Here is an 18,356-nt window from a genome sequence, read left to right as displayed (position 1 = left end):
CTCATGAACATCATGCTCTTTCACTCGACCTATGGGCTCAGGCCCGCGGTGCGCCAGGCCGCGGACCGGCTGCGCGCCGCCGGGCACGAGGTGTGGACCCCGGACCTCTTCGACGGGCGTACGTTCGAGACGGTCGAGGAGGGCATGGCCGCCAAGGACGGGATCGGCAAGGACGAGCTGCTGAAGAGAGCCGTGCTGGCCGCCGCGCCGTACTCGGAGCGAGGACTCGTGTACGCCGGGTTCTCGCTCGGCGCCTCCGTCGCGCAGACCCTCGCGCTCGGCGACGAGCGGGCCCGCGGTGTGCTGCTCCTGCACGGCACGTCGGACATCGCGGCCAGTGCCTCGGTGGACGAGCTGCCGGTGCAGCTGCACGTGGCCGAGCCGGACCCGTTCGAGACGGACGACTGGCTGAGCGCCTGGTATCTCCAGATGGGCAGAGCGGGCGCGGACGTGGAGATCTACCGGTACGCCGGTGCCGGGCACCTGTACACCGACCCCGAGCTGCCGGACTACGACGAGGAGGCCGCCGAGGCCACCTGGCGGGTGGCGCTCGGCTTCCTGGAATCCCTCTAGACGGTGGTCAGCACGCCTTGGGCGGGTTGACCTGCGACGGGAAGTGCCCGGACCACACCCAGGCGACCGGCTGGGAGTCGTAGATCCGGAACCACCGCTCCCCCGAGGGGGTGTTGGTGGTCGAGCACGCGATCTTCAGGGTCGTGCCCCGCGGCTCCGTGCGGTACTTCGTCGAGGACGAAGTGGGCTTCGCGTATATCGGCGAGGCCTCGGCGGTGGTCAGGTTGACGAACGCCGGGGCCGCCGAGGCCGCCTGCGCCTGGACGGTGGCGGTGAGCCCGGCGAGGGCCAGGGCGGCGCCGAGCACCGCGGACTTCCTCAGGACACTCTGGGGGGTGGCCATGTGACTCCAATCGTGAACAGAACCGACGGGCCGCCAACGCAGCGGCCCGCCAGACTGTTTGACGGCGCCAAGATCGTCCGGGTTGCCCGGAGGCCCGGATTTCTCACACCGGGTCGTACGTCCGCTCGACCTTCTGGGTGCCGGTGCGGGTGCGGTACGAGCGCTCCCAGGACGAGGTCGCGTTCTTGTCCGCGCGGTCGGACAGGACGTAGTAGTCCATCTGCGCCCGGTCGGCGGTGATGTCCAGGACGCCGTAGCCGTGCCGGTCGGTGTCGACCCAGTGGACGTGCCGGTTGGCGGCCCTGATGATCGGCGAGGCGATCGCGGAGACCGTGCCCTCGGGGACCTTCACGATGTCGTCGAGGTTGTCGGAGGTCACCGAGGTGATGACGAACTCCGTGGCGGCGGACGCCGACAGCGGGTAGGTCCCGGCGTCCACCGGCACGTCGTTGGCCCAGGACATGTGGATGTCGCCGGTCAGGAAGACGGTGTTGCCGATGGCGTTCGAGCGCAGGTGGGCCAGGAGTTCGCGCCGGTCGTCGGTGTAGCCGTCCCACTGGTCGGTGTTGAGGGCGAGGCCGTCCTGCGGCAGCCCGAGCAGCTTGGCGAGCGGCTTGAGCAGGTCCGCGGAGAGCGAGCCGATGGCGAACGGCGAGATCATCACCGAGTTGCCGACCAGCCGCCAGGTGGTGTCGGACGCCTTCAACCCGGCCTTCAGCCAGTCGAGTTGGGCGCGCCCGGTGATCGTACGGTCCGGGTCGTCGACCGTGCCGGACCCGGTGGACGCCTGTTGCGAGCGGAAGGACCGCAGGTCGAGCAGCGACAGGTCGGCGAGTTTGCCGAAGCGCAGCCGACGGTAGGTGGTGCCCGCGATCGCCGGGCGGACCGGCATCCACTCGAAGTAGGCCTGCTTGGCGGCCGCCTTGCGGTCGGTCCAGGTGCCCTCGGCGCCCTCGGTGTGGTTGACCGCGCCGCCGGACCAGGCGTTGTCGGCGAACTCGTGGTCGTCCCAGATCGCCACGACCGGCGCCTTGTGGTGCAGGGCCTGGAGGTCGGGGTCGGTCTTGTACTTGCCGTGCCGGGTGCGGTAGTCGGCGAGCGTGATGATCTCGTTCGCCGGCGCGTGCGGGCGGACCACCGTGCTGCGGGCCGCGTACTCGCCGGACTTGTACTCGTAGATGTAGTCGCCGAGGTGCAGCCAGGCGTCCAGGTCGTTACGGGCCGCGAGATGGCGGTACGAGGCGAAGTAGCCGGCCTCCCAGTTGGCGCAGGTGACCACGCCGAAGCGCAGGCCGGACACCGCGGCCTCCGCCGCCGGCGCGGTGCGGGTGCGCGCCACCGGGGAGTCCGTGGAGCCGGCCGAGAAGCGGAACCAGTAGTCGGTGGCCGGGGTGAGGCCCCGTATGTCCGCCTTGACGGTGTGGTCGGCGGCGGCGGTCGCCGTGGTGGAGCCCTTGGCGACGATGTTCGTGAGTGCCTTGTCCTTGGCGACGACCCAGCTCACCTCGGTGTCCGGGCCGAGCCCGGAGCCGGGCACCGCCTCGGCGGTGGGCGTCACCCGGGTCCACAGCAGGACGCCGTCGGGCAGCGGGTCGCCGGAGGCGACGCCGTGCAGGAAGGCGGGGGCCTCCGCGGCGGCGCGGGCCGGCAGCGCGGCGGCCAGCGGGCCGGCCAGCACGGCGGTCGCCGCCGCGGCCTTGACGACCGTACGGCGGCGGGGAGAAAGCGAGTTGGCGCCCTCGGACGGCGAGGCGGCGCTCCCGGGTGCTTTGTATCGACTGGTCACGAGCGCTTAGGTTACTGACCAGTAAGCGCTTGAGCGGGCGAACTCACAAAAGTTCGCCCGCTCTTCCACTGAAGGTCGATCTTCTACCGACGGTCGACCTTCTACTGAAGGCCGGTTCAGGCCTTGAGCGCCGCGTCGACCACCTTGGTGAAGTCGGCCACCGTCAGCAGCGGGGTGCCGCCGTTGAGCTGCTTGCCGTCCATCACGAAGCCCGGGGTGCCGGTCACGCCGTCCTTGTTGTCGTCGAACTGCTTCGACATGGCCATCGCCCAGGCGTCGTAGGTGCCGTTCTTCACCGCGTTCTGGAACTTGGTGTTGTCCTTCAGCGCGGGGACGGTCTGCGCGACCTTGATGAGGTAGCTGTCGTCCTTGAACTTGTCGGTGGTCTCGTCCGGGTGCCACTTGGTCGAGTACAGCGCCGTCTTGTACGCCATGAACGCGTCGTCGCTGACGTTCAGCGCGGCACCCAGGGCGCTCAGCGCGTTCTTGGAGCCCTCGCCGTTGTCCTTGTTGTCGATGAAGGTGGCGCCGACGTACTGGAACTTGAACTTGCCGTCGGCGAGGTCCTTCTTGAAGGTCGAGCCGACGGTCTGCTCGAACTGGGCGCACACCGGGCAGCGCGGGTCCTCGTACACCTTGAGGGTCTTCTTGGCGCTGGCCTCGCCGATGACGACGGTGGTGCCGTTCTTGCCGGTGGTGTTGGCCGGGGCGACGACCTTGTCGCTCTTCACGGCCTCCCAGTGGGTGGGCTTGTTGGCCTGGACGACCGCGTAGCCTATGCCGCCGGCCGCGGCGAGGACCGCGACGACCGAACAGGCCACGATGATCTGCCGCTTGGCCTTGGCCCGCTTGGCCTGGCGCTCGCGCTCGGCCCGCAGCCGCTCTCGGGCCGCCGTCTTCGCCGCCGCGCTGTTCCGCTTGCTCATGTTGGTGATCTCCATATGGGACGCGCACACGTCGTACGCGGGATACGTGTGGGGGACTGCTTGTGCTCAGGGGTCGTTCAGGCGAAGGCGACCGAGCAGGGCGGGCCACGCCGTCCCAGGGAGTGCACGAAGAGCAGGTCGCGGACGACCGAGGTGCGCGGGCCGGTGTGCCGTACCCGCCGGGCCGCCGGAGCCGTCCGTACGGTCACCGCGGCGACCGCGAGCAGCAGTGGCCGGAACGTCGTCGCGGTCACCGCCCGCAGCAGCTGGGCCAGCGCCCGCTCGCCACGGCGCAGCCAGGCGGCGGCGAGGAGGCCGACGCCGACGTGCGCGCCGAGCAGCAGCCAGGCGGTGGCCGGGTCGGCGTGCGCCAGCAGGGCCGCGAGGCGGTCGGTGCCGGTGTCCGTCACGCCCGTCACCCGGGCCAGCGGGGTGCCGACCTGCGCGTTGCTTCCGCACAGCAGGTCCCAGCCGACGGAGCGCAGCGGCCCGGCGACCGGGCCGCCCGCGGCGCCGTAACAGACGTGCTGGCCGGTGGTGAAGACCGTGTCGGCGGCCAGCTCCAGCGGGATCAGCAGGCCCGCGATGGGCCCGAAGCCGCGCTCGCGGCCGGCCAGTGCGTAGGCGAGCAGGAACACGGCGGCGGCGACCGCGGCCACCGTGTTCAACGGCAGCGGGACCCGCGACAGCAGCACGTGCGACGCGGTGCTGAGCGTCACGACCAGCGTCGTGAACAGCGCCGCGCGCAGCGCTCTGATACGGGTCCCGGATATGTCCATGGCGTGGAGAGTCTGTCACGCGGTCCTGTAAGAGACCCCTAAAACCTCCCTGTGAGATTACGGACTGTTAGAGACCCGGAATCCGGCCGTTGCGGAACAGGTCGACGAAGATCTGGTGGTCGCCACGCGCGCGTGTGCCGTAGTCGTGCGCGAAGTCGACCAGGAGGTCGGCGAAGCCGGCCTCGTCGGCGGCGATCGCCGCGTCGATGGCCCGCTCGGTGGAGAACGGCACCAGGGACTCGCCGGACTGGTCGTCGGCCGCCGCGTGCATGGTGGCGGTGGCCCGGCCGAGGTCGGCGACCACGGCCGCGATCTCCTCCGGGTCGTCGATGTCGCTCCAGTCCAGGTCCACCGCGTACGGCGACACCTCGGCGACCAGCTGGCCCGTCCCGCCCAGCTCGGTCCAGCCCAGCCACGGGTCGGCGTGCGCCTGGAGGGCACGCTGCGAGATCACCGTGCGGTGCCCCTCGTGCTGGAAGTACCCGGCGATCGCCGGGTCGGTGATGTGCCGGGAGACGGCCGGGGTCTGGGCCTGCTTGATGTAGATCACCACATCGTTCTCCAGGGCGTCGCTGTGCCCTTCGAGAAGGATGTTGTACGACGGCAGCCCGGCCGAGCCGATGCCGATGCCCCGGCGTCCGACGACGTCCTTCACGCGGTACGAGTCGGGGCGGGCCAGGGACGAGTCCGGCAGCGTCTCCAGGTAGCCGTCGAAGGCCGCGAGGACCTTGTAGCGGGTGGCCGCGTCCAGCTCGATGGAGCCGCCGCCCGGCGCGAAGCGGCGCTCGAAGTCGCGGATCTCCGTCATCGAGTCCAGGAGCTCGAAGCGGGTCAGCGAGCGGGCGGCGCGCAGCGCGCCGAGCAGCGGTCCCTCGGCGGTGTCCAGCGTGAACGGCGGCACCTCGTCGCTCTTGGCGCCGGTGGCCAGCGCGTGCACCCGCTCGCGGTACGCGCCCGCGTACACCCGCACCAGCTCGCCGATCTGCTCGTCGCTGAGCGCCTTCGCGTACCCGATGAGCGCGACGGAGGCGGAGAAGCGCTTCAGGTCCCAGGTGAAGGGGCCGACGTAGGCCTCGTCGAAGTCGTTGACGTTGAAGACCAGGCGGCCGTTGGAGTCCATGTACGTGCCGAAGTTCTCCGCGTGCAGGTCGCCGTGGATCCACACCCGCGAGGTGCGCTCGTCCAGGTACGGGCCGCCCCGCTTGTCGGCGTCCAGGTCGTGGTAGAAGAGGCACGCCGTGCCCCGGTAGAACGCGAACGCGGAGGCCGCCATCTTGCGGAACTTCACGCGGAACGCGGCCGGGTCGGCGGCCAGGAGCCGGCCGAAGGCGGTGTCGAAGACGGCGAGGATCTCCTCGCCGCGCTGCTCGTCATTGAGCTGGGGTACCGACATCGCGGGGTGCCTCCTGGTGCATGGATGTGTACGACAGCGTTTCTGTCGCTTCCAACGTGCGGCGGGTCGCGGAAGTGCCCGCGATCCCGCAGTGAAGGTACGCGGGGCCGCCCTCGGATTGTCAGTCCCCGGGCATAGACTTCGACGCTGACCCCAGGACTGTCTTCCAGCCCGTCGCCACGCGTTTCCCTTGGAGGCCCGACCGTGTCAAAGCCGCCGTTCACGCACCTGCACGTCCACACCCAGTACTCGCTGCTGGACGGTGCCGCGCGGCTCAAGGACATGTTCAACGCGTGCAACGAGATGGGCATGACCCACATCGCCATGTCCGACCACGGCAACCTGCACGGGGCGTACGACTTCTTCCACACCGCGAAGAAGTCCGGGGTCACCCCGATCATCGGGATCGAGGCGTACGTCGCGCCCGAGTCCCGGCGCAACAAGCGCAAGATCCAGTGGGGCCAACCGCACCAGAAGCGGGACGACGTCTCCGGTTCCGGTGGTTACACCCACAAGACGATGTGGGCCGTGAACTCGACGGGCCTGCACAACCTGTTCCGGCTCTCCTCGGACGCGTACGCCGAGGGCTGGCTCCAGAAGTGGCCCCGGATGGACAAGGAGACGATCTCCCAGTGGTCCGAGGGGATCGTCGCCTCCACCGGCTGCCCCTCCGGCGAGCTCCAGACCCGGCTGCGCCTCGGTCAGTACGACGAGGCCCTGAAGGCGGCCGCCGACTACCAGGACATCTTCGGCAAGGACCGCTACTTCCTGGAACTGATGGACCACGGCATCGAGATCGAGCACCGGGTCCGCGACGGACTCCTGGAGATCGGCAAGAAGCTCGGCATCCCCCCGCTGGTCACCAACGACTCGCACTACACGTACGCGCACGAGGCGACCGCCCACGACGCCCTGCTGTGCATCCAGACCGGCAAGAACCTCTCCGACCCGGACCGCTTCAAGTTCGACGGCACCGGCTACTACCTGAAGTCCACGGACGAGATGTACGCCGTCGACTCCTCGGACGCCTGGCAGGAGGGCTGCGCCAACACGCTCCTGGTGGCCGAGATGGTCGACACCGCCGGCATGTTCGAGGCCAAGAACCTCATGCCGAAGTTCGACATCCCCGAGGGCTACACCGAGGTCACCTGGTTCCGCGAGGAGACCATGCGCGGCATGGAGCGCCGCTTCCCGGGCGGGATCCCGGACGACCGCATGAAGCAGGTCGAGTACGAGATGGACACCATCATCTCGATGGGCTTCCCCGGCTACTTCCTCGTGGTCGCCGACTTCATCATGTGGGCCAAGAGCCAGGGCATCGCGGTCGGCCCCGGCCGAGGCTCCGCCGCCGGTTCGATCGTCGCGTACGCCATGGGCATCACCGACCTCGACCCGATCCCGCACGGCCTGATCTTCGAGCGGTTCCTGAACCCCGAGCGCATCTCGATGCCCGACGTCGACATCGACTTCGACGAGCGCAGGCGCGTCGAGGTGATCAGGTACGTGACGGAGAAATACGGCGCCGACAAGGTCGCCATGATCGGCACCTACGGCAAGATCAAGGCGAAGAACGCCATCAAGGACTCCGCGCGCGTGCTGGGCTACCCGTACGCGATGGGCGACCGCCTCACCAAGGCGATGCCGGCCGACGTCCTCGGCAAGGGCATCGACCTCGACGGCATCACCAACCCCTCCCACCCGCGCTACAACGAGGCGGGCGAGATCCGGGGGATGTACGAGAACGAGCCGGACGTCAAGAAGGTCATCGACACCGCCAAGGGCGTCGAGGGCCTGGTCCGGCAGATGGGTGTGCACGCGGCCGGCGTGATCATGTCCAGCGAGCCCATCGTCGACCACGCCCCGATCTGGGTGCGGCACACCGACGGCGTGACCATCACGCAGTGGGACTACCCGCAGTGCGAGTCGCTCGGCCTGCTGAAGATGGACTTCCTGGGTCTGCGCAACCTCACGATCATGGACGACGCCGTCAAGATGGTGAAGTCCAACAAGGGCATCGACCTCGACCTGCTGGCCCTGCCGCTCGACGACCCCAAGACCTTCGAACTCCTCCAGCGCGGTGAGACCCTGGGCGTCTTCCAGTTCGACGGCGGCCCCATGCGCTCGCTGCTGCGCCTGATGAAGCCCGACAACTTCGAAGACATCTCCGCCGTTTCGGCCCTGTACCGTCCCGGCCCGATGGGCATGGACTCGCACACCAACTACGCGCTGCGCAAGAACAAGCTCCAGGAGATCACCCCGATCCACAAGGAGCTGGAGGAGCCCCTGGAAGAGGTCCTGGCCGTCACCTACGGCCTGATCGTCTACCAGGAGCAGGTGCAGAAGGCCGCCCAGATCATCGCCGGCTACTCGCTCGGCGAGGCCGACATCCTGCGCCGCGTGATGGGTAAGAAGAAGCCCGACGAACTCGCCAAGAACTTCGTCCTCTTCCAGGCCGGCGCCCAGAAGAAGGGCTTCAGCGACGAGGCGATCCAGGCCCTGTGGGACGTGCTGGTCCCCTTCGCCGGCTACGCGTTCAACAAGGCGCACTCCGCCGCGTACGGCCTGGTCTCGTACTGGACCGCCTACCTCAAGGCGAACCACCCCGCCGAGTACATGGCCGGGCTGCTCACCTCGGTCAAGGACGACAAGGACAAGTCGGCCGTCTACCTCAACGAGTGCCGGCGCATGGGCATCAAGGTGCTCCCGCCGAACGTCAACGAGTCGGTGCACAACTTCGCCGCCCAGGGCGACGACGTGATCCTCTTCGGCCTCGAAGCGGTCCGCAACGTCGGCACCAACGTGGTGGAGTCGATCATCAGGAGCCGCAAGGCCAAGGGGAAGTACGCCTCCTTCCCCGACTACCTCGACAAGGTCGAGGCGGTCGCCTGCAACAAGCGCACCACCGAGTCGCTGATCAAGGCGGGCGCCTTCGACTCCCTCGGGCACACCCGCAAGGGCCTCACCGCGCACTTCGACCCGATGATCGACAACGTGGTCGCGGTCAAGCGCAAGGAGGCCGAGGGCCAGTTCGACCTCTTCGGCGGGATGGGCGAGGAGGACAGCAGCGAGCCCGGCTTCGGACTGGACGTGGAGTTCACGACCGACGAGTGGGAGAAGACGTATCTGCTCGCCCAGGAGCGGGAGATGCTCGGTCTCTACGTCTCCGACCACCCGCTCTTCGGCCTGGAGCACGTGCTGTCCGACAAGGCCGACGCGGGCATCGCCCAGCTCACCGGCGGTGAGCACGCGGACGGCGCGGTCGTCACCATCGGCGGCATCATCTCGGGCCTCCAGCGCAAGATGACCAAGCAGGGCAACGCCTGGGCGATCGCCACCGTCGAGGACCTCGCCGGCTCCATCGAGTGCATGTTCTTCCCGGCGACCTACCAGCTGGTCTCGACCCAACTCGTCGAGGACGCCGTGGTGTTCGTCAAGGGCCGCCTCGACAAGCGCGAGGACGTGCCGCGCCTGGTCGCGATGGAGCTCCAGGTCCCGGACCTGTCCAACGCGGGCACCAACGCGCCCGTGATCCTCACCATCCCGGCGCTGAAGGTCACCCCGCCGATGGTCAGCAGGCTCGGTGAGATCCTCAGCCACCACAAGGGTGAGAGCGAGGTCCGCATCAGGCTCCAGGGGCCGAGCAAGACGACGGTCCTGCGGCTGGACCGACACCGGGTGAAGCCGGACCCGGCCCTGTTCGGCGACCTGAAGGTGCTGCTCGGCCCGTCCTGCCTGGCCGGTTAGGCGTGACAGTGAGAGGGCGCGTCCGTGCACGGACGCGCCCTCTCGGTGTGCCTGGGTCTCAACAACCCGTTATGCAGATGTCAGTTGTGACCGAAGCTCTTCTGCCGGCCCTTGCGAGCCATGTCGCCCGGCGTGACCTGCGTGGCACGCTGCTCGGCCTGCGCCTCCATGGAGGTCTGCTCGGCCTGCTGCTGACCACGCTCGGACTGCGGCTGCTTACGGTTCTGCTTCTTGTTCTTGGCCATGGTGATCTGCCTCCTGAGGGGGATCTAGGGGCCAGGGCCGGGACCAGATTCACATAGGCTGACAACGAGCGCATTTCGGATAATTACCGTCTGTTACATGGCTTGTCGGAGCGCGAAGGTTCCCGGCGCACCCCGAAACGCCACGCCGAAGATCGAGTTCGGGCCGTTAACCCCTGCGTAGTCGGGCAGACTCGAAGGAAGCCCGAAGCAAACCTCCCGGGAAGAGGGTGAGTCGTGTGGACCGCTGCATCGTCCTGGTGGACGCCGGGTATCTGCTGGGGGCCGCCGCCAGTCTCCTTGCCGGGGAGCCCTCGCGATCCCGGATCACCGTCGACCACGCCGCCCTGATCCAGGGCCTGCGCGACCGCGCCGAGACCGACACGGAACGGCCCCTGCTGCGCATCTACTGGTTCGACGGCGCCCCCGACCGCGTCCCCCAGCCCGAGCACCGCCGGCTGCGGGTGATGCCCCGGGTCACCGTCCGGCTCGGCGCCCTGACCCGCAGCGACGGACGCTGGGCCCAGAAGGGCGTGGACGCGGCCATGCACGCCGAGCTCACCGAGCTGGCCAGAAACCGCGCCTGCTCCGACATCGTCCTGGTGACCGGCGACGGCGATCTGCTGCCGGGCATGATGGCCGCCAAGGAGCACGGCGTCGCCGTACACCTGTGGGCCGTGCAGGCGGCCGACGGGGACTACAACCAGTCCGAGGACCTGGTCGCCGAGGCGGACGAGCGGCGAGTGCTCGACCGTACGTGGATCACCAAGGCCGTACGGGCGAAGGAGCTCGGCGGGATCTGTGCGCCGCCGCCCGCGCCGCGGCCCGAGATCGCCGCGATCCTCTCGGCGCCGCTGCCGGAGTCCGCGCTCGCCGCGGCGGCCGAGCGGCCCGTGGACGAGGGCGAGCACGCCACTGCCGGCGTCTCGGAGAACGGCACGCAGGAGCGGGTGCCCGCGCCCAAGGGCGTGCCCACGCCGAAGGACCTCGCCGCCCTGCGCGCGCCCGGCGTGCAGCCCGCGCCGCAGCCGGCGAACGCGACGCTGCGCTGGTCCTCCGACAAGGGCTGGGTCGACCGGCCCGCGGCCGAGCCGCCGGAGATCGCCTCGATGCCGACGCTGGCCCAGCTGACCACGGCCGAGCAGCGCTGGGCCGACCGGGAGGAGGACATCACCACGGTCGGCGGCGACCCGTACGAGGTCGGACAGGTCTTCGCGCGGCGCTGGATGGAGCGGCTGGGCGACCAGATCCACCTGCAGAAGCTGTCCGGGATGTATCCGCGCGTCCCGCACCGCATCGACGGCGAGCTGCTGCGCTACGCGGCCCGGTTCGGTCTGCTGGCCCACAAGGACGACCAGATCGACGAGCACGACCGTTACGCCATCCGGGCCGGGTTCTGGCGCGAGATCGACGTCCGGACGGCCGCGGAGCACGCGCCTGCCGCTGAGTAGTTCTTTACCAGTGGATTTGCCGTTATGGGCCAACCCGGGAGCGGCCCGTGCCCGGCGACCCCGTACTCTCGTCCTTTGTGAGTACGCGCGTGGCACAGGCACTTCGGCAGGGTGGGGATGTCGTGTGCGCCGTGCGCGGGCTGACCAAGACCTATCCGGCCGTGCGCGGGCGGCGCGGCGCGCCGGGGACGCCCGCGGTGCGGGCCACGGACGATGTACGCCTGGACATCCGCCGGGGTGAGATCTTCGGGCTGCTCGGGCCGAACGGGGCAGGCAAGACCACCCTCGTCCGGCAGCTGACCGGCCTGATGCGGCCCGACTCCGGGCGAGTGGAGATCCTCGGGCACGACATCGTGCGCCACCCCGAGCGGGCCGCGCGGATCCTCGCCTACCTCGGCCAGGAGTCCAGCGCCCTCGACGAGCTGACCGTGTCGCTGGCCGCCGAGACGACCGGGCGGCTGCGCGGGCTGGAAGCCCGGGAAGCGCGGGCCGAGCGGGACGCCGTACTCGAAGAACTCGGCCTGACGGCCCTCGGCGGGCGGGCGCTCAAGAAACTGTCCGGCGGGCAGCGGCGGCTGGCGTGTCTCGCCGCCGCGCTGGTCGGGGAGCGGCCGCTGCTGGTGCTGGACGAGCCGACCACCGGGATGGATCCGGTGGCGCGGCGGGCCGTGTGGGCGGCCGTGGACCGGCGGCGGGCCGAGCGCGGGGCGACGGTGCTGCTCGTCACCCACAACGTCATCGAGGCCGAGACCGTGCTCGACCGGGTCGCCGTCCTCGACCAGGGCAGGGTGATCGCCTGCGACACCCCCGCCCGGCTCAAGGAACAGGTCGCCGGCGAGGTCCGGGTCGAGCTGGTGTGGCGGGAGGCCGCGCCGCTGCACGTGCCCGAGGTGGCCGTGCTGCGCGAGCGGGCCGTCGAGTCCGGGCGCCGCTGGACGCTGCGGCTGGCGCCCGAGGAGGCGCGTACCGTCGTGGCCACCGTCACCGGCGGCAGCGCCTTCGCGGCACTGGACGACTTCACGCTGGCCACGCCCAGCCTGGAGGACGTGTACCTGGCGCTGGGCGGCGCCGCGCAGCAGGGGTTGGTGAAGACGTGAGTCACATCGTGAGCGCGCGGGCGGTCTTGTTCGTATGGTCCCTGAGGGAGACTCGCGCAGTGAGTCCGAGCACGAAGGGGAGCAGCGCGACGTGAGTGTCGTACCCGCCGATGTCCTGCCGGGCGGTGTCCTGGCCGTGGAGGAGGCCGACAGCGGCGCGGCCGAGCTCGGGCCGCGGGCGCGGATGTGGCCGTCGCTGGTGGCCGTGTACCGGGCGCAGCTGTCGCGGGCCCGGGTCGCGCGGATCCCGCTGCTGTTCGTGGCGACCTTCCAGTCGATCGGCATCATGATCCTGATGCGCGGGGTCGTGGACGGCGGCGGCGAGGCCGAGTCGGTGGTGGCCGGGGCCTCGGTGCTCGTGGTCGCCTTCGTCGCGCTGAACCTGCTCGCGCAGTACTTCGGGCAGCTGCGGGCCAGCGGCGGGCTCGACCACTACGCGACCCTGCCGGTGCCGCCGGCCGCCGTGGTGCTGGGCGCGGCGGGCGCGTACGCGTCCTTCACCGTGCCCGGGACCGTGGTGACCGCCGTCTTCGGATGTGTCCTGTTCGGGCTGCCGCTGGCGCATCTGTGGGTGCTCGTGGCCGTGATCCCGCTCGCGGGGGCTGCCCTGTCCGGCCTCGGCGCCGCGCTCGGGCTGCTCGCGCCGCGGCCCGAACTGGCCACACTGCTCGGCCAGTTGGGCATGTCCGCGGCGCTGCTGCTCGGCGTGCTGCCGGCCGACCGGATGCCGGAGGCCGTGCGGTTCGCGCGCGACCTGCTGCCCTCGACCTACGGCGTCGAGGCCTTCGCGCGGACCTTCGGGGACCACCCCGACTGGGCGTTCGTCCTCGGTGACCTCGCCGTCTGCGGAGTGGTCGGGGTCGTCTCGCTCGCCGTGGCCACCTGGGCCTACCGCCGGGCGGCCGTCCGGTGACGCGCCGCACAGACGCGCCTGGCACGATGTCAGGGTGACCGCACCGTTGACTCCGCCTCCGCCGCCGCACGAACAGTCCCCGAACGACGCGTGGCAGCCCCCGGCCGCCGGGTACGCGGCTCCCGCGCCCCATGACGCGGTGTGGGACGGCACGTACGGACAGGACGGGCCCGGAATGAAGACCGAAGTGCGCGAGGCCGCCGTGGTCACGGTGGCGGTGGCGCTCGGCGGGGTGCTGCTCGGGCTGCTGTGGTGGTGGCTGGCGCCGCACGTACCGCTCGTCGGGGACGTGGTCGACAAGAGCTGGGTCGTCTATCTCTCGGACAGCGAGGGCGAGCAGGCGATCGGCGTGGACGGAACGTTCACGCTGCTGGCGCTGGCCCTCGGTGCCGTGAGCGCGCTGGCCGTCTTCTTCTGGCGCAGGCGCGGGGGAGTGCCGCTGGTGGTGGCGCTCGGCGTCGGCGGGCTGCTCGGGTCGCTGCTGGCCTGGCGGCTCGGCATCTGGCTCGGGCCCGCGCAGGACGTGATCGCCCACGCCAAGCAGGTGGGCAAGGGCGTCACCTTCTCGGCGCCGCTGAAGCTGGGCGCGAAGGGCGCGCTGCTGGCCTGGTCGCTGGCCGCGCTGCTGGTCCACCTCGGGCTGACGGCGCTGTTCGGGCCGCGTGACCCGGAGCCGTACGAGCAGGGCCCCGCGCAGAAGGATCCGTACGGGGCCCCGCTGTCCTGAAGCCTGTTCGGGCTACGCCGGACGGTGGCCGTGGTTGGAGCGGCCCTTCTTGATGCGCCACTTGCGTTTCCGCGTTTTCTTCGACATGTCCCTCGTACTTAGCCGAGGGATCACCGGTCGTCGAGGGGGCACGCAGGCCAAAGGTGCCGGGGCAGGGCAGGCCAAAGGCGTCGGGGCAGGCGCGCCAAGGGCGCCCGGTCACGCCCGCCCGACGGGTGCCACGACGGCTTCCGTGAGCTTCGCCAGGTCCTCGGGGGCGAGTTCGACCTCCAGGCCCCGGCGGCCCGCCGAGACGCAGATGGTGGCATGCGCGGAGGCCGAGGCGTCCAGGACCGTGGGCAGCTTCTTGCGCTGGCCCAGCGGGGAGATGCCGCCCCGGACGTAGCCCGTGGTGCGCTCGGCCAGCGCCGGGTCGGCCATCGCGGCGCGCTTGCCGCCGACCGCGGTCGCCAGCGCCTTGAGGTCCAGGGAGCCCGCCACCGGGACGACGGCCACCGTCAGGCTGCCGTCGACGTCCGCCACCAGCGTCTTGAAGACGCGGTCCGGAGACACGCCCATCGCCTCGGCCGCCTCCTCGCCGTAGGACGGGTGGGAAGGGTCGTGGTCGTAGGAGTGGACGGTGTACGCCACTCCCGCGGAGGTCAGCGCCACCGTCGCCGGTGTGCCGCCCGACTGCTGCTGTTTCTTCGGCTTCTTCGCCATACCGGCCTTCGCGGTCCCGTCAGTTGAGGCTCGTCCGGCCGCGCGTCAGGTCCGACGCCGGCAGTGACGGCAGGCTACGGATGATCGCCGTCTCGGCGCGCAGGAGTTTCAGTTCGTCGCGCAGCCGGGACGCGGTGTCCGGGGCCTGGAGCAGGCGCTGCTTGGTGGGGGTGTCGAGCATCATCGCCGCGGCCACCAGGTAGGAGACGACCGAGGGTTCGTCGGGCAGGTCGGCGCCCGTCGACAGGGACCTCTCCCGTGCCCCCGCCAGGCGCTTCTGGTACTGCCGGAAGGCGCGCAGGACGCCCTCGGCCAGCGCGCCGGCCTCGTCGCCGGGCTCCTCCGGGAGCTCCTCCAGTTCGGCCGTCAGGAAGGCCCCCGACGTGTCGACCGACACCAGGCGCATCCGGGTCGTCCCGGTCGCCAGCACCTCGAAGGTGCCGTCCTCCCGTTCCCGGATCGTCGCCGCGTCGGCCACACAGCCCACGCCGTGGAAGGACTTCGCGGGGTCGGTGCCGAAGCCCGCGGCGGGGCCCCGGTCGGGCAGCGCGGTCGGATCGGGCATGCCGGGGGCGCTCGGGGCCACCTCGTGGCCGTCGCGGATCGCCACGACGGCGAACCGGCGCGGTTCCTCCTCGGGGGTCTTGAGCAACTCGCGCATCATGGCGCGATAGCGCTCTTCGAAGACGTTCAGCGGAAGCACCAGCCCCGGGAACAGCACCGAGTTCAGGGGGAAGAGCGGTAGACGGACGGTGGTCACGGCGCAAGAGCCTAATGGTCGCCGGAGCGGACGCGACCGCCGCGCTCACTCCGTGGATTCCCGGCCGCGCCCGCGGGGTCCGCGACACGGGCCAGGATCTCGGCCCGCGTGCGCAGGAAAAGGGCCAGCGGATCGTCCGACAGATGGTCCCAGGGGAACGACGTGGCGTACGGACCGATCAGCCGCAGCTGGTCGAGCGCCTCCGGAAAACGCTCCAGGCGTACGAGGACGTACATCAGTTTGTTACGCAGCTCCGCCGCCCACGGATCCGCCGCCGGGAAGCGCGCCGAGAGCCCGATGGCCCGGTCGGCCGCCGCGTCCAGCCGCTCCAGCGGTACGTCGGCGCCGCAGCCGTCGGTCAGATACGCCAGGGCCGCCCGCGCCGGCAGCGCCTGGACCAGGGAGTCGGGCGGGGCGTCCTGGGCGGCCCGGTCGGCGAAGTCGAAGCACTCCGGGTGCGAGCCGTGCCAGGAGGCGGCGAGATAGCGCAGGGCGGCGACATGGCAGCCGTAGTGGTGCGGGGCGCGGCGCAGGGCCGCCTCCCACAGCTCGCCGAAGTACTTGTGGCCGGCGCGTGCCCCGCGCGCGTGGTCCAGCGCGATCCGCCACGGCACCGGGTCGCGGTCGTCGGTGCGGGCCGCGGCCGTGATGAGGGGGCTCACCTCGCGCAGCAGCTCGGTGCGGGCCGGGGAGCCCCAGGCGCGGTCCACGGCGAGCTGGGCGCCGAGCACCAGCACGTCCGGGTCGCGGGGCGCGGCGGCCGTCCACAGCTCAAGCCACTCGGCGCGCGAGCCGGCGAAGGCGGCGAGCCGTCTGGTGTACCGGTCCCGCAGCTCCCAGTCGCCGCGCGCGCGTGTGCCGAGGAGCAGTTCGGCCGCCGGCCGGTGGTCGCCGCGCGCGGCCGCGACCAGCACCGGGGCGAGCAGTTCGTCGGGCGCGTCGAGCAGCACCTCGTCGTCGGCGGGCAGCCCGGAGGGGCCGACGGCGGGGGAGTCGGCCTGGCGCGGCGTGGTCCGGGGGGTCCGGGCGGCGCGGCTGAAGGGGGGCAGCAGAGCCATGGTGTCGACCATTGAAAGACCGCAGGTCAGCCGAGCGCCAGTCGGAAGGGACAACTCATGGAAAGTTGTATGGAGGCCGGTCAAGGACCTGTAAAGGTCACATGTTCAACGACTGTATGAACTGTGTACGTTCGGTGATGATCAGTTACGGCGCAGCAGTCGCGTCGCCCCCGCGGCCACCGTCGTCGCCAGGATCCAGCCCAGCAGGATCAGCGCCGCGGCCAGCCACTGCCAGCCCCCGCTCAGCCGCCAGACCCCGACCTGGCCCAGGTCGATGACCGGCAGCAGCAGGTCCAGGGCGAACAGCGCCGGGTTCCACGGCGGATGCCCACCGGGCTGCACCGGCGGATGGCTCGCGTGCGCGAAGGCCAGCGAACTCGCCGCCCACAGCACCGCCATCCACACCGCGGCCCGCCCCGGCCGGTATCCGTAGGCCACCGTCCAGTCCTGCACGTACCCCCAGCACTTGGCGGCCAGCGGCAGGCTCTGCCGGCGCCTGCGCTGCTTGGCCAGCAGCACCTCGCGCGCGTCCTCGTCCTCGCCGCCCTCCCGCAGCACGGCGGCCAGGCGTTCGTACGGCTCCGGGTTGTACTCGGCGGTCGCCGCGGACACCCAGCCCAGCCGCTCCTCCAGCGGGAAGGGCCCCTGCGGTACGAGGTTCTCGTACTGGAAACCGCCCATGTGCAGGTTGCCCGGTCCCGGCCAGGCGCTCGTCCGGTCGACCAGGTTGACCACCCGGGCGCCGGACAGCACCACCGTGCCGCGCTGCGGCCGCTCGCCCAGGAAGCGCAGCTCGGGGGTCTGGACGCGGCGCAGGGACAGCTCCTGGTCGTCGGTGAAGGTGAACCGGGCCCGCTCCAGGTCGACCGCGTCCTCGAACCGCCCGTCGTCCAGCCGCACCCCGCCCTGGCACTCGAAGCGCTGGATCCGCGTCCCGCGCGCGGGCGTCGCGCCGCTGCGCATCGAGGCGCCGACGCCGGCCGGAGTCAGGTACAGCGTGCGTCCGACGGTCAGCTGGGGCGCGTTCAGCGCGAGGCGGCCGTACGGGTTGGCGAGCCGGGCACCGCGCAGGCTCAGCGAGACGCCGACCTTCGCGCTGCGCAGGCTCAGCTCGCCGTGCGACTCCAGGAGCTCGGCCTGGAGGTCCTGGCCCACGGTCATGCCGTCGGCGGCGATCGAGCGGCCGCTGCGGTCGCGGTAGACGATCGCCTGGTTGAGCAGCAGATCCGTGCCGATGTGCGCGTCGGTGAGCCGTACCCCGTTGTGGAACCGGCAGCGGGGGAGGTGCAGATCGCCCTCGGTGTGCACCCGGGCGGCCTCCAGGCGGGGCACCGAGCAGTCCACCATGCGCATGGTCGTGAACCGGGCCTCCGGCAGCAGCACCTCCCGCTCGAAGCGGCAGCCGCGCAGCTCGACGTACGGCGTGACGGTGCCACCCGCGAGGTCCATCGTGCCGCTGATCTGCACCCCGCGGAGCTTCAGCGACGACACCCGGCCGGCCAGCGCGGGCGGGCCGTCGAGCAGCAGCCAGCACACGATCCGCGCCCGCACGGTCCGTTCGGGGCCCCACGGGTGCCCGCCGTGCGGATCGTCGACGGTGGTGTCACCGCTGCTCAGGTCGTACACGCTGCCGTTGCGGAAGGCCTGCCACATGCCGGCCTCGGCGGCGGTCAGATCGTCCGGCAGGTCTCCGGCGCGGAGCCCGGCCCCCTCGGTCACTGCTCCTCACTCCTCCAGTCCCGTGTTCGCACAACCGTTCATGCCCGCTGTGTGACGCCCCGAACGCTAGACGTGAAGGCGATCTTCCGGGTTCCGGGTGAGTTCTGTATCAGCCATTGATACGCGCGGACGACGCCGGATCC

The 18,356-nt window shown here is 70.9% G+C and carries 16 protein-coding genes; 6 read left to right on the top strand and 10 right to left on the bottom strand.

From position 1 onward, the window contains the following. Positions 1 to 3 precede the first annotated feature (3 nt). Positions 4 to 573 carry a dienelactone hydrolase family protein gene (locus ACQEWB_RS12880; RefSeq protein ID WP_432830266.1) on the top strand — a complete coding sequence of 190 codons (570 nt, stop codon included), beginning with the start codon at positions 4 to 6 and terminating at the stop codon, positions 571 to 573. Between the two features lie 7 nt (positions 574 to 580). Here the strand turns inward: ACQEWB_RS12880 and ACQEWB_RS12875 are convergent, their stop codons facing one another. The 5 genes from ACQEWB_RS12875 to ACQEWB_RS12855 form a co-directional block, all read right to left on the bottom strand. After that, entirely contained in the window at positions 581 to 916 is a 336-nt protein-coding gene (locus tag ACQEWB_RS12875; protein ID WP_432830264.1) for a hypothetical protein, read from the bottom strand. A gap of 103 nt (positions 917 to 1,019) precedes the next feature. Continuing rightward, entirely contained in the window at positions 1,020 to 2,702 is a 1,683-nt protein-coding gene (locus tag ACQEWB_RS12870; protein WP_432830262.1) for an alkaline phosphatase D family protein, read from the bottom strand. A 116-nt stretch (positions 2,703 to 2,818) separates the two neighbouring features. Beyond that, positions 2,819 to 3,628, bottom strand: coding sequence for a thioredoxin domain-containing protein (locus ACQEWB_RS12865; protein WP_432830260.1), 810 nt, complete (start codon positions 3,626 to 3,628; stop codon positions 2,819 to 2,821). Positions 3,629 to 3,705: 77 nt separating this feature from the next. Continuing rightward, the gene (locus ACQEWB_RS12860) at positions 3,706 to 4,407 is read right to left on the bottom strand and encodes a hypothetical protein (RefSeq protein ID WP_432830258.1); all 702 of its coding nucleotides are present in this window, start codon (positions 4,405 to 4,407) and stop codon (positions 3,706 to 3,708) included. Positions 4,408 to 4,474: 67 nt separating this feature from the next. Continuing rightward, positions 4,475 to 5,800, bottom strand: a complete 1,326-nt coding sequence (locus ACQEWB_RS12855; RefSeq protein ID WP_432830256.1) for a DUF2252 domain-containing protein — start codon at positions 5,798 to 5,800, stop codon at positions 4,475 to 4,477. 204 nt (positions 5,801 to 6,004) lie between these two features. On the opposite strand from ACQEWB_RS12855, the gene dnaE reads away from it, so the two are divergent. Beyond that, positions 6,005 to 9,544: a DNA polymerase III subunit alpha gene (dnaE, locus tag ACQEWB_RS12850; RefSeq protein WP_432830254.1), complete on the top strand. Its 3,540-nt coding sequence runs from the start codon at positions 6,005 to 6,007 to the stop codon at positions 9,542 to 9,544. Between the two features lie 80 nt (positions 9,545 to 9,624). On the opposite strand, the gene ACQEWB_RS12845 is transcribed toward dnaE, so the two are convergent. After that, a complete protein-coding gene (locus ACQEWB_RS12845) occupies positions 9,625 to 9,789 on the bottom strand; it encodes a hypothetical protein (protein ID WP_242761045.1) in 165 nt (54 codons plus the stop codon). Between the two features lie 236 nt (positions 9,790 to 10,025). Here ACQEWB_RS12845 and ACQEWB_RS12840 point away from each other — a divergent pair, with 236 nt between their 5' ends. The 4 genes from ACQEWB_RS12840 (at position 10,026) to ACQEWB_RS12825 (ending at position 13,974) form a co-directional block, all read left to right on the top strand. Further along, entirely contained in the window at positions 10,026 to 11,237 is a 1,212-nt protein-coding gene (locus ACQEWB_RS12840) for an NYN domain-containing protein (RefSeq protein ID WP_432830252.1), read from the top strand. Positions 11,238 to 11,359: 122 nt separating this feature from the next. Beyond that, a complete protein-coding gene (locus ACQEWB_RS12835) occupies positions 11,360 to 12,334 on the top strand; it encodes an ABC transporter ATP-binding protein (RefSeq protein ID WP_432843782.1) in 975 nt (324 codons plus the stop codon). A gap of 91 nt (positions 12,335 to 12,425) precedes the next feature. Beyond that, positions 12,426 to 13,247 (top strand): ABC transporter permease, encoded by an 822-nt coding sequence (locus ACQEWB_RS12830; RefSeq protein ID WP_432830250.1) that lies wholly within the window; start codon positions 12,426 to 12,428, stop codon positions 13,245 to 13,247. Positions 13,248 to 13,281: 34 nt separating this feature from the next. After that, the gene (locus tag ACQEWB_RS12825; protein WP_432830248.1) at positions 13,282 to 13,974 is read left to right on the top strand and encodes an AAA family ATPase; all 693 of its coding nucleotides are present in this window, start codon (positions 13,282 to 13,284) and stop codon (positions 13,972 to 13,974) included. 198 nt (positions 13,975 to 14,172) lie between these two features. Here the strand turns inward: ACQEWB_RS12825 and ybaK are convergent, their stop codons facing one another. The 4 genes from ybaK to ACQEWB_RS12805 all read right to left on the bottom strand — a co-directional run bounded on the left by ybaK (position 14,173) and on the right by ACQEWB_RS12805 (position 18,213). Continuing rightward, positions 14,173 to 14,676: a Cys-tRNA(Pro) deacylase gene (ybaK, locus tag ACQEWB_RS12820; RefSeq protein WP_432830246.1), complete on the bottom strand. Its 504-nt coding sequence runs from the start codon at positions 14,674 to 14,676 to the stop codon at positions 14,173 to 14,175. 19 nt (positions 14,677 to 14,695) lie between these two features. Continuing rightward, entirely contained in the window at positions 14,696 to 15,436 is a 741-nt protein-coding gene (locus ACQEWB_RS12815) for an LON peptidase substrate-binding domain-containing protein (protein WP_432830244.1), read from the bottom strand. Between the two features lie 11 nt (positions 15,437 to 15,447). Next, positions 15,448 to 16,506, bottom strand: coding sequence for a hypothetical protein (locus ACQEWB_RS12810; RefSeq protein WP_432830242.1), 1,059 nt, complete (start codon positions 16,504 to 16,506; stop codon positions 15,448 to 15,450). A 129-nt stretch (positions 16,507 to 16,635) separates the two neighbouring features. Continuing rightward, the gene (locus ACQEWB_RS12805; RefSeq protein ID WP_432830240.1) at positions 16,636 to 18,213 is read right to left on the bottom strand and encodes an oxidoreductase; all 1,578 of its coding nucleotides are present in this window, start codon (positions 18,211 to 18,213) and stop codon (positions 16,636 to 16,638) included. Between the last annotated feature and the right edge of the window lie 143 nt (positions 18,214 to 18,356).

Source organism: Streptomyces sp. CA-249302 (genome assembly GCF_050936785.1).
GTDB lineage: Bacteria > Actinomycetota > Actinomycetes > Streptomycetales > Streptomycetaceae > Streptomyces.
Note: the sequence above shows the minus strand (reverse complement) of the source record. Positions and strands in the feature narration are given on the sequence as shown.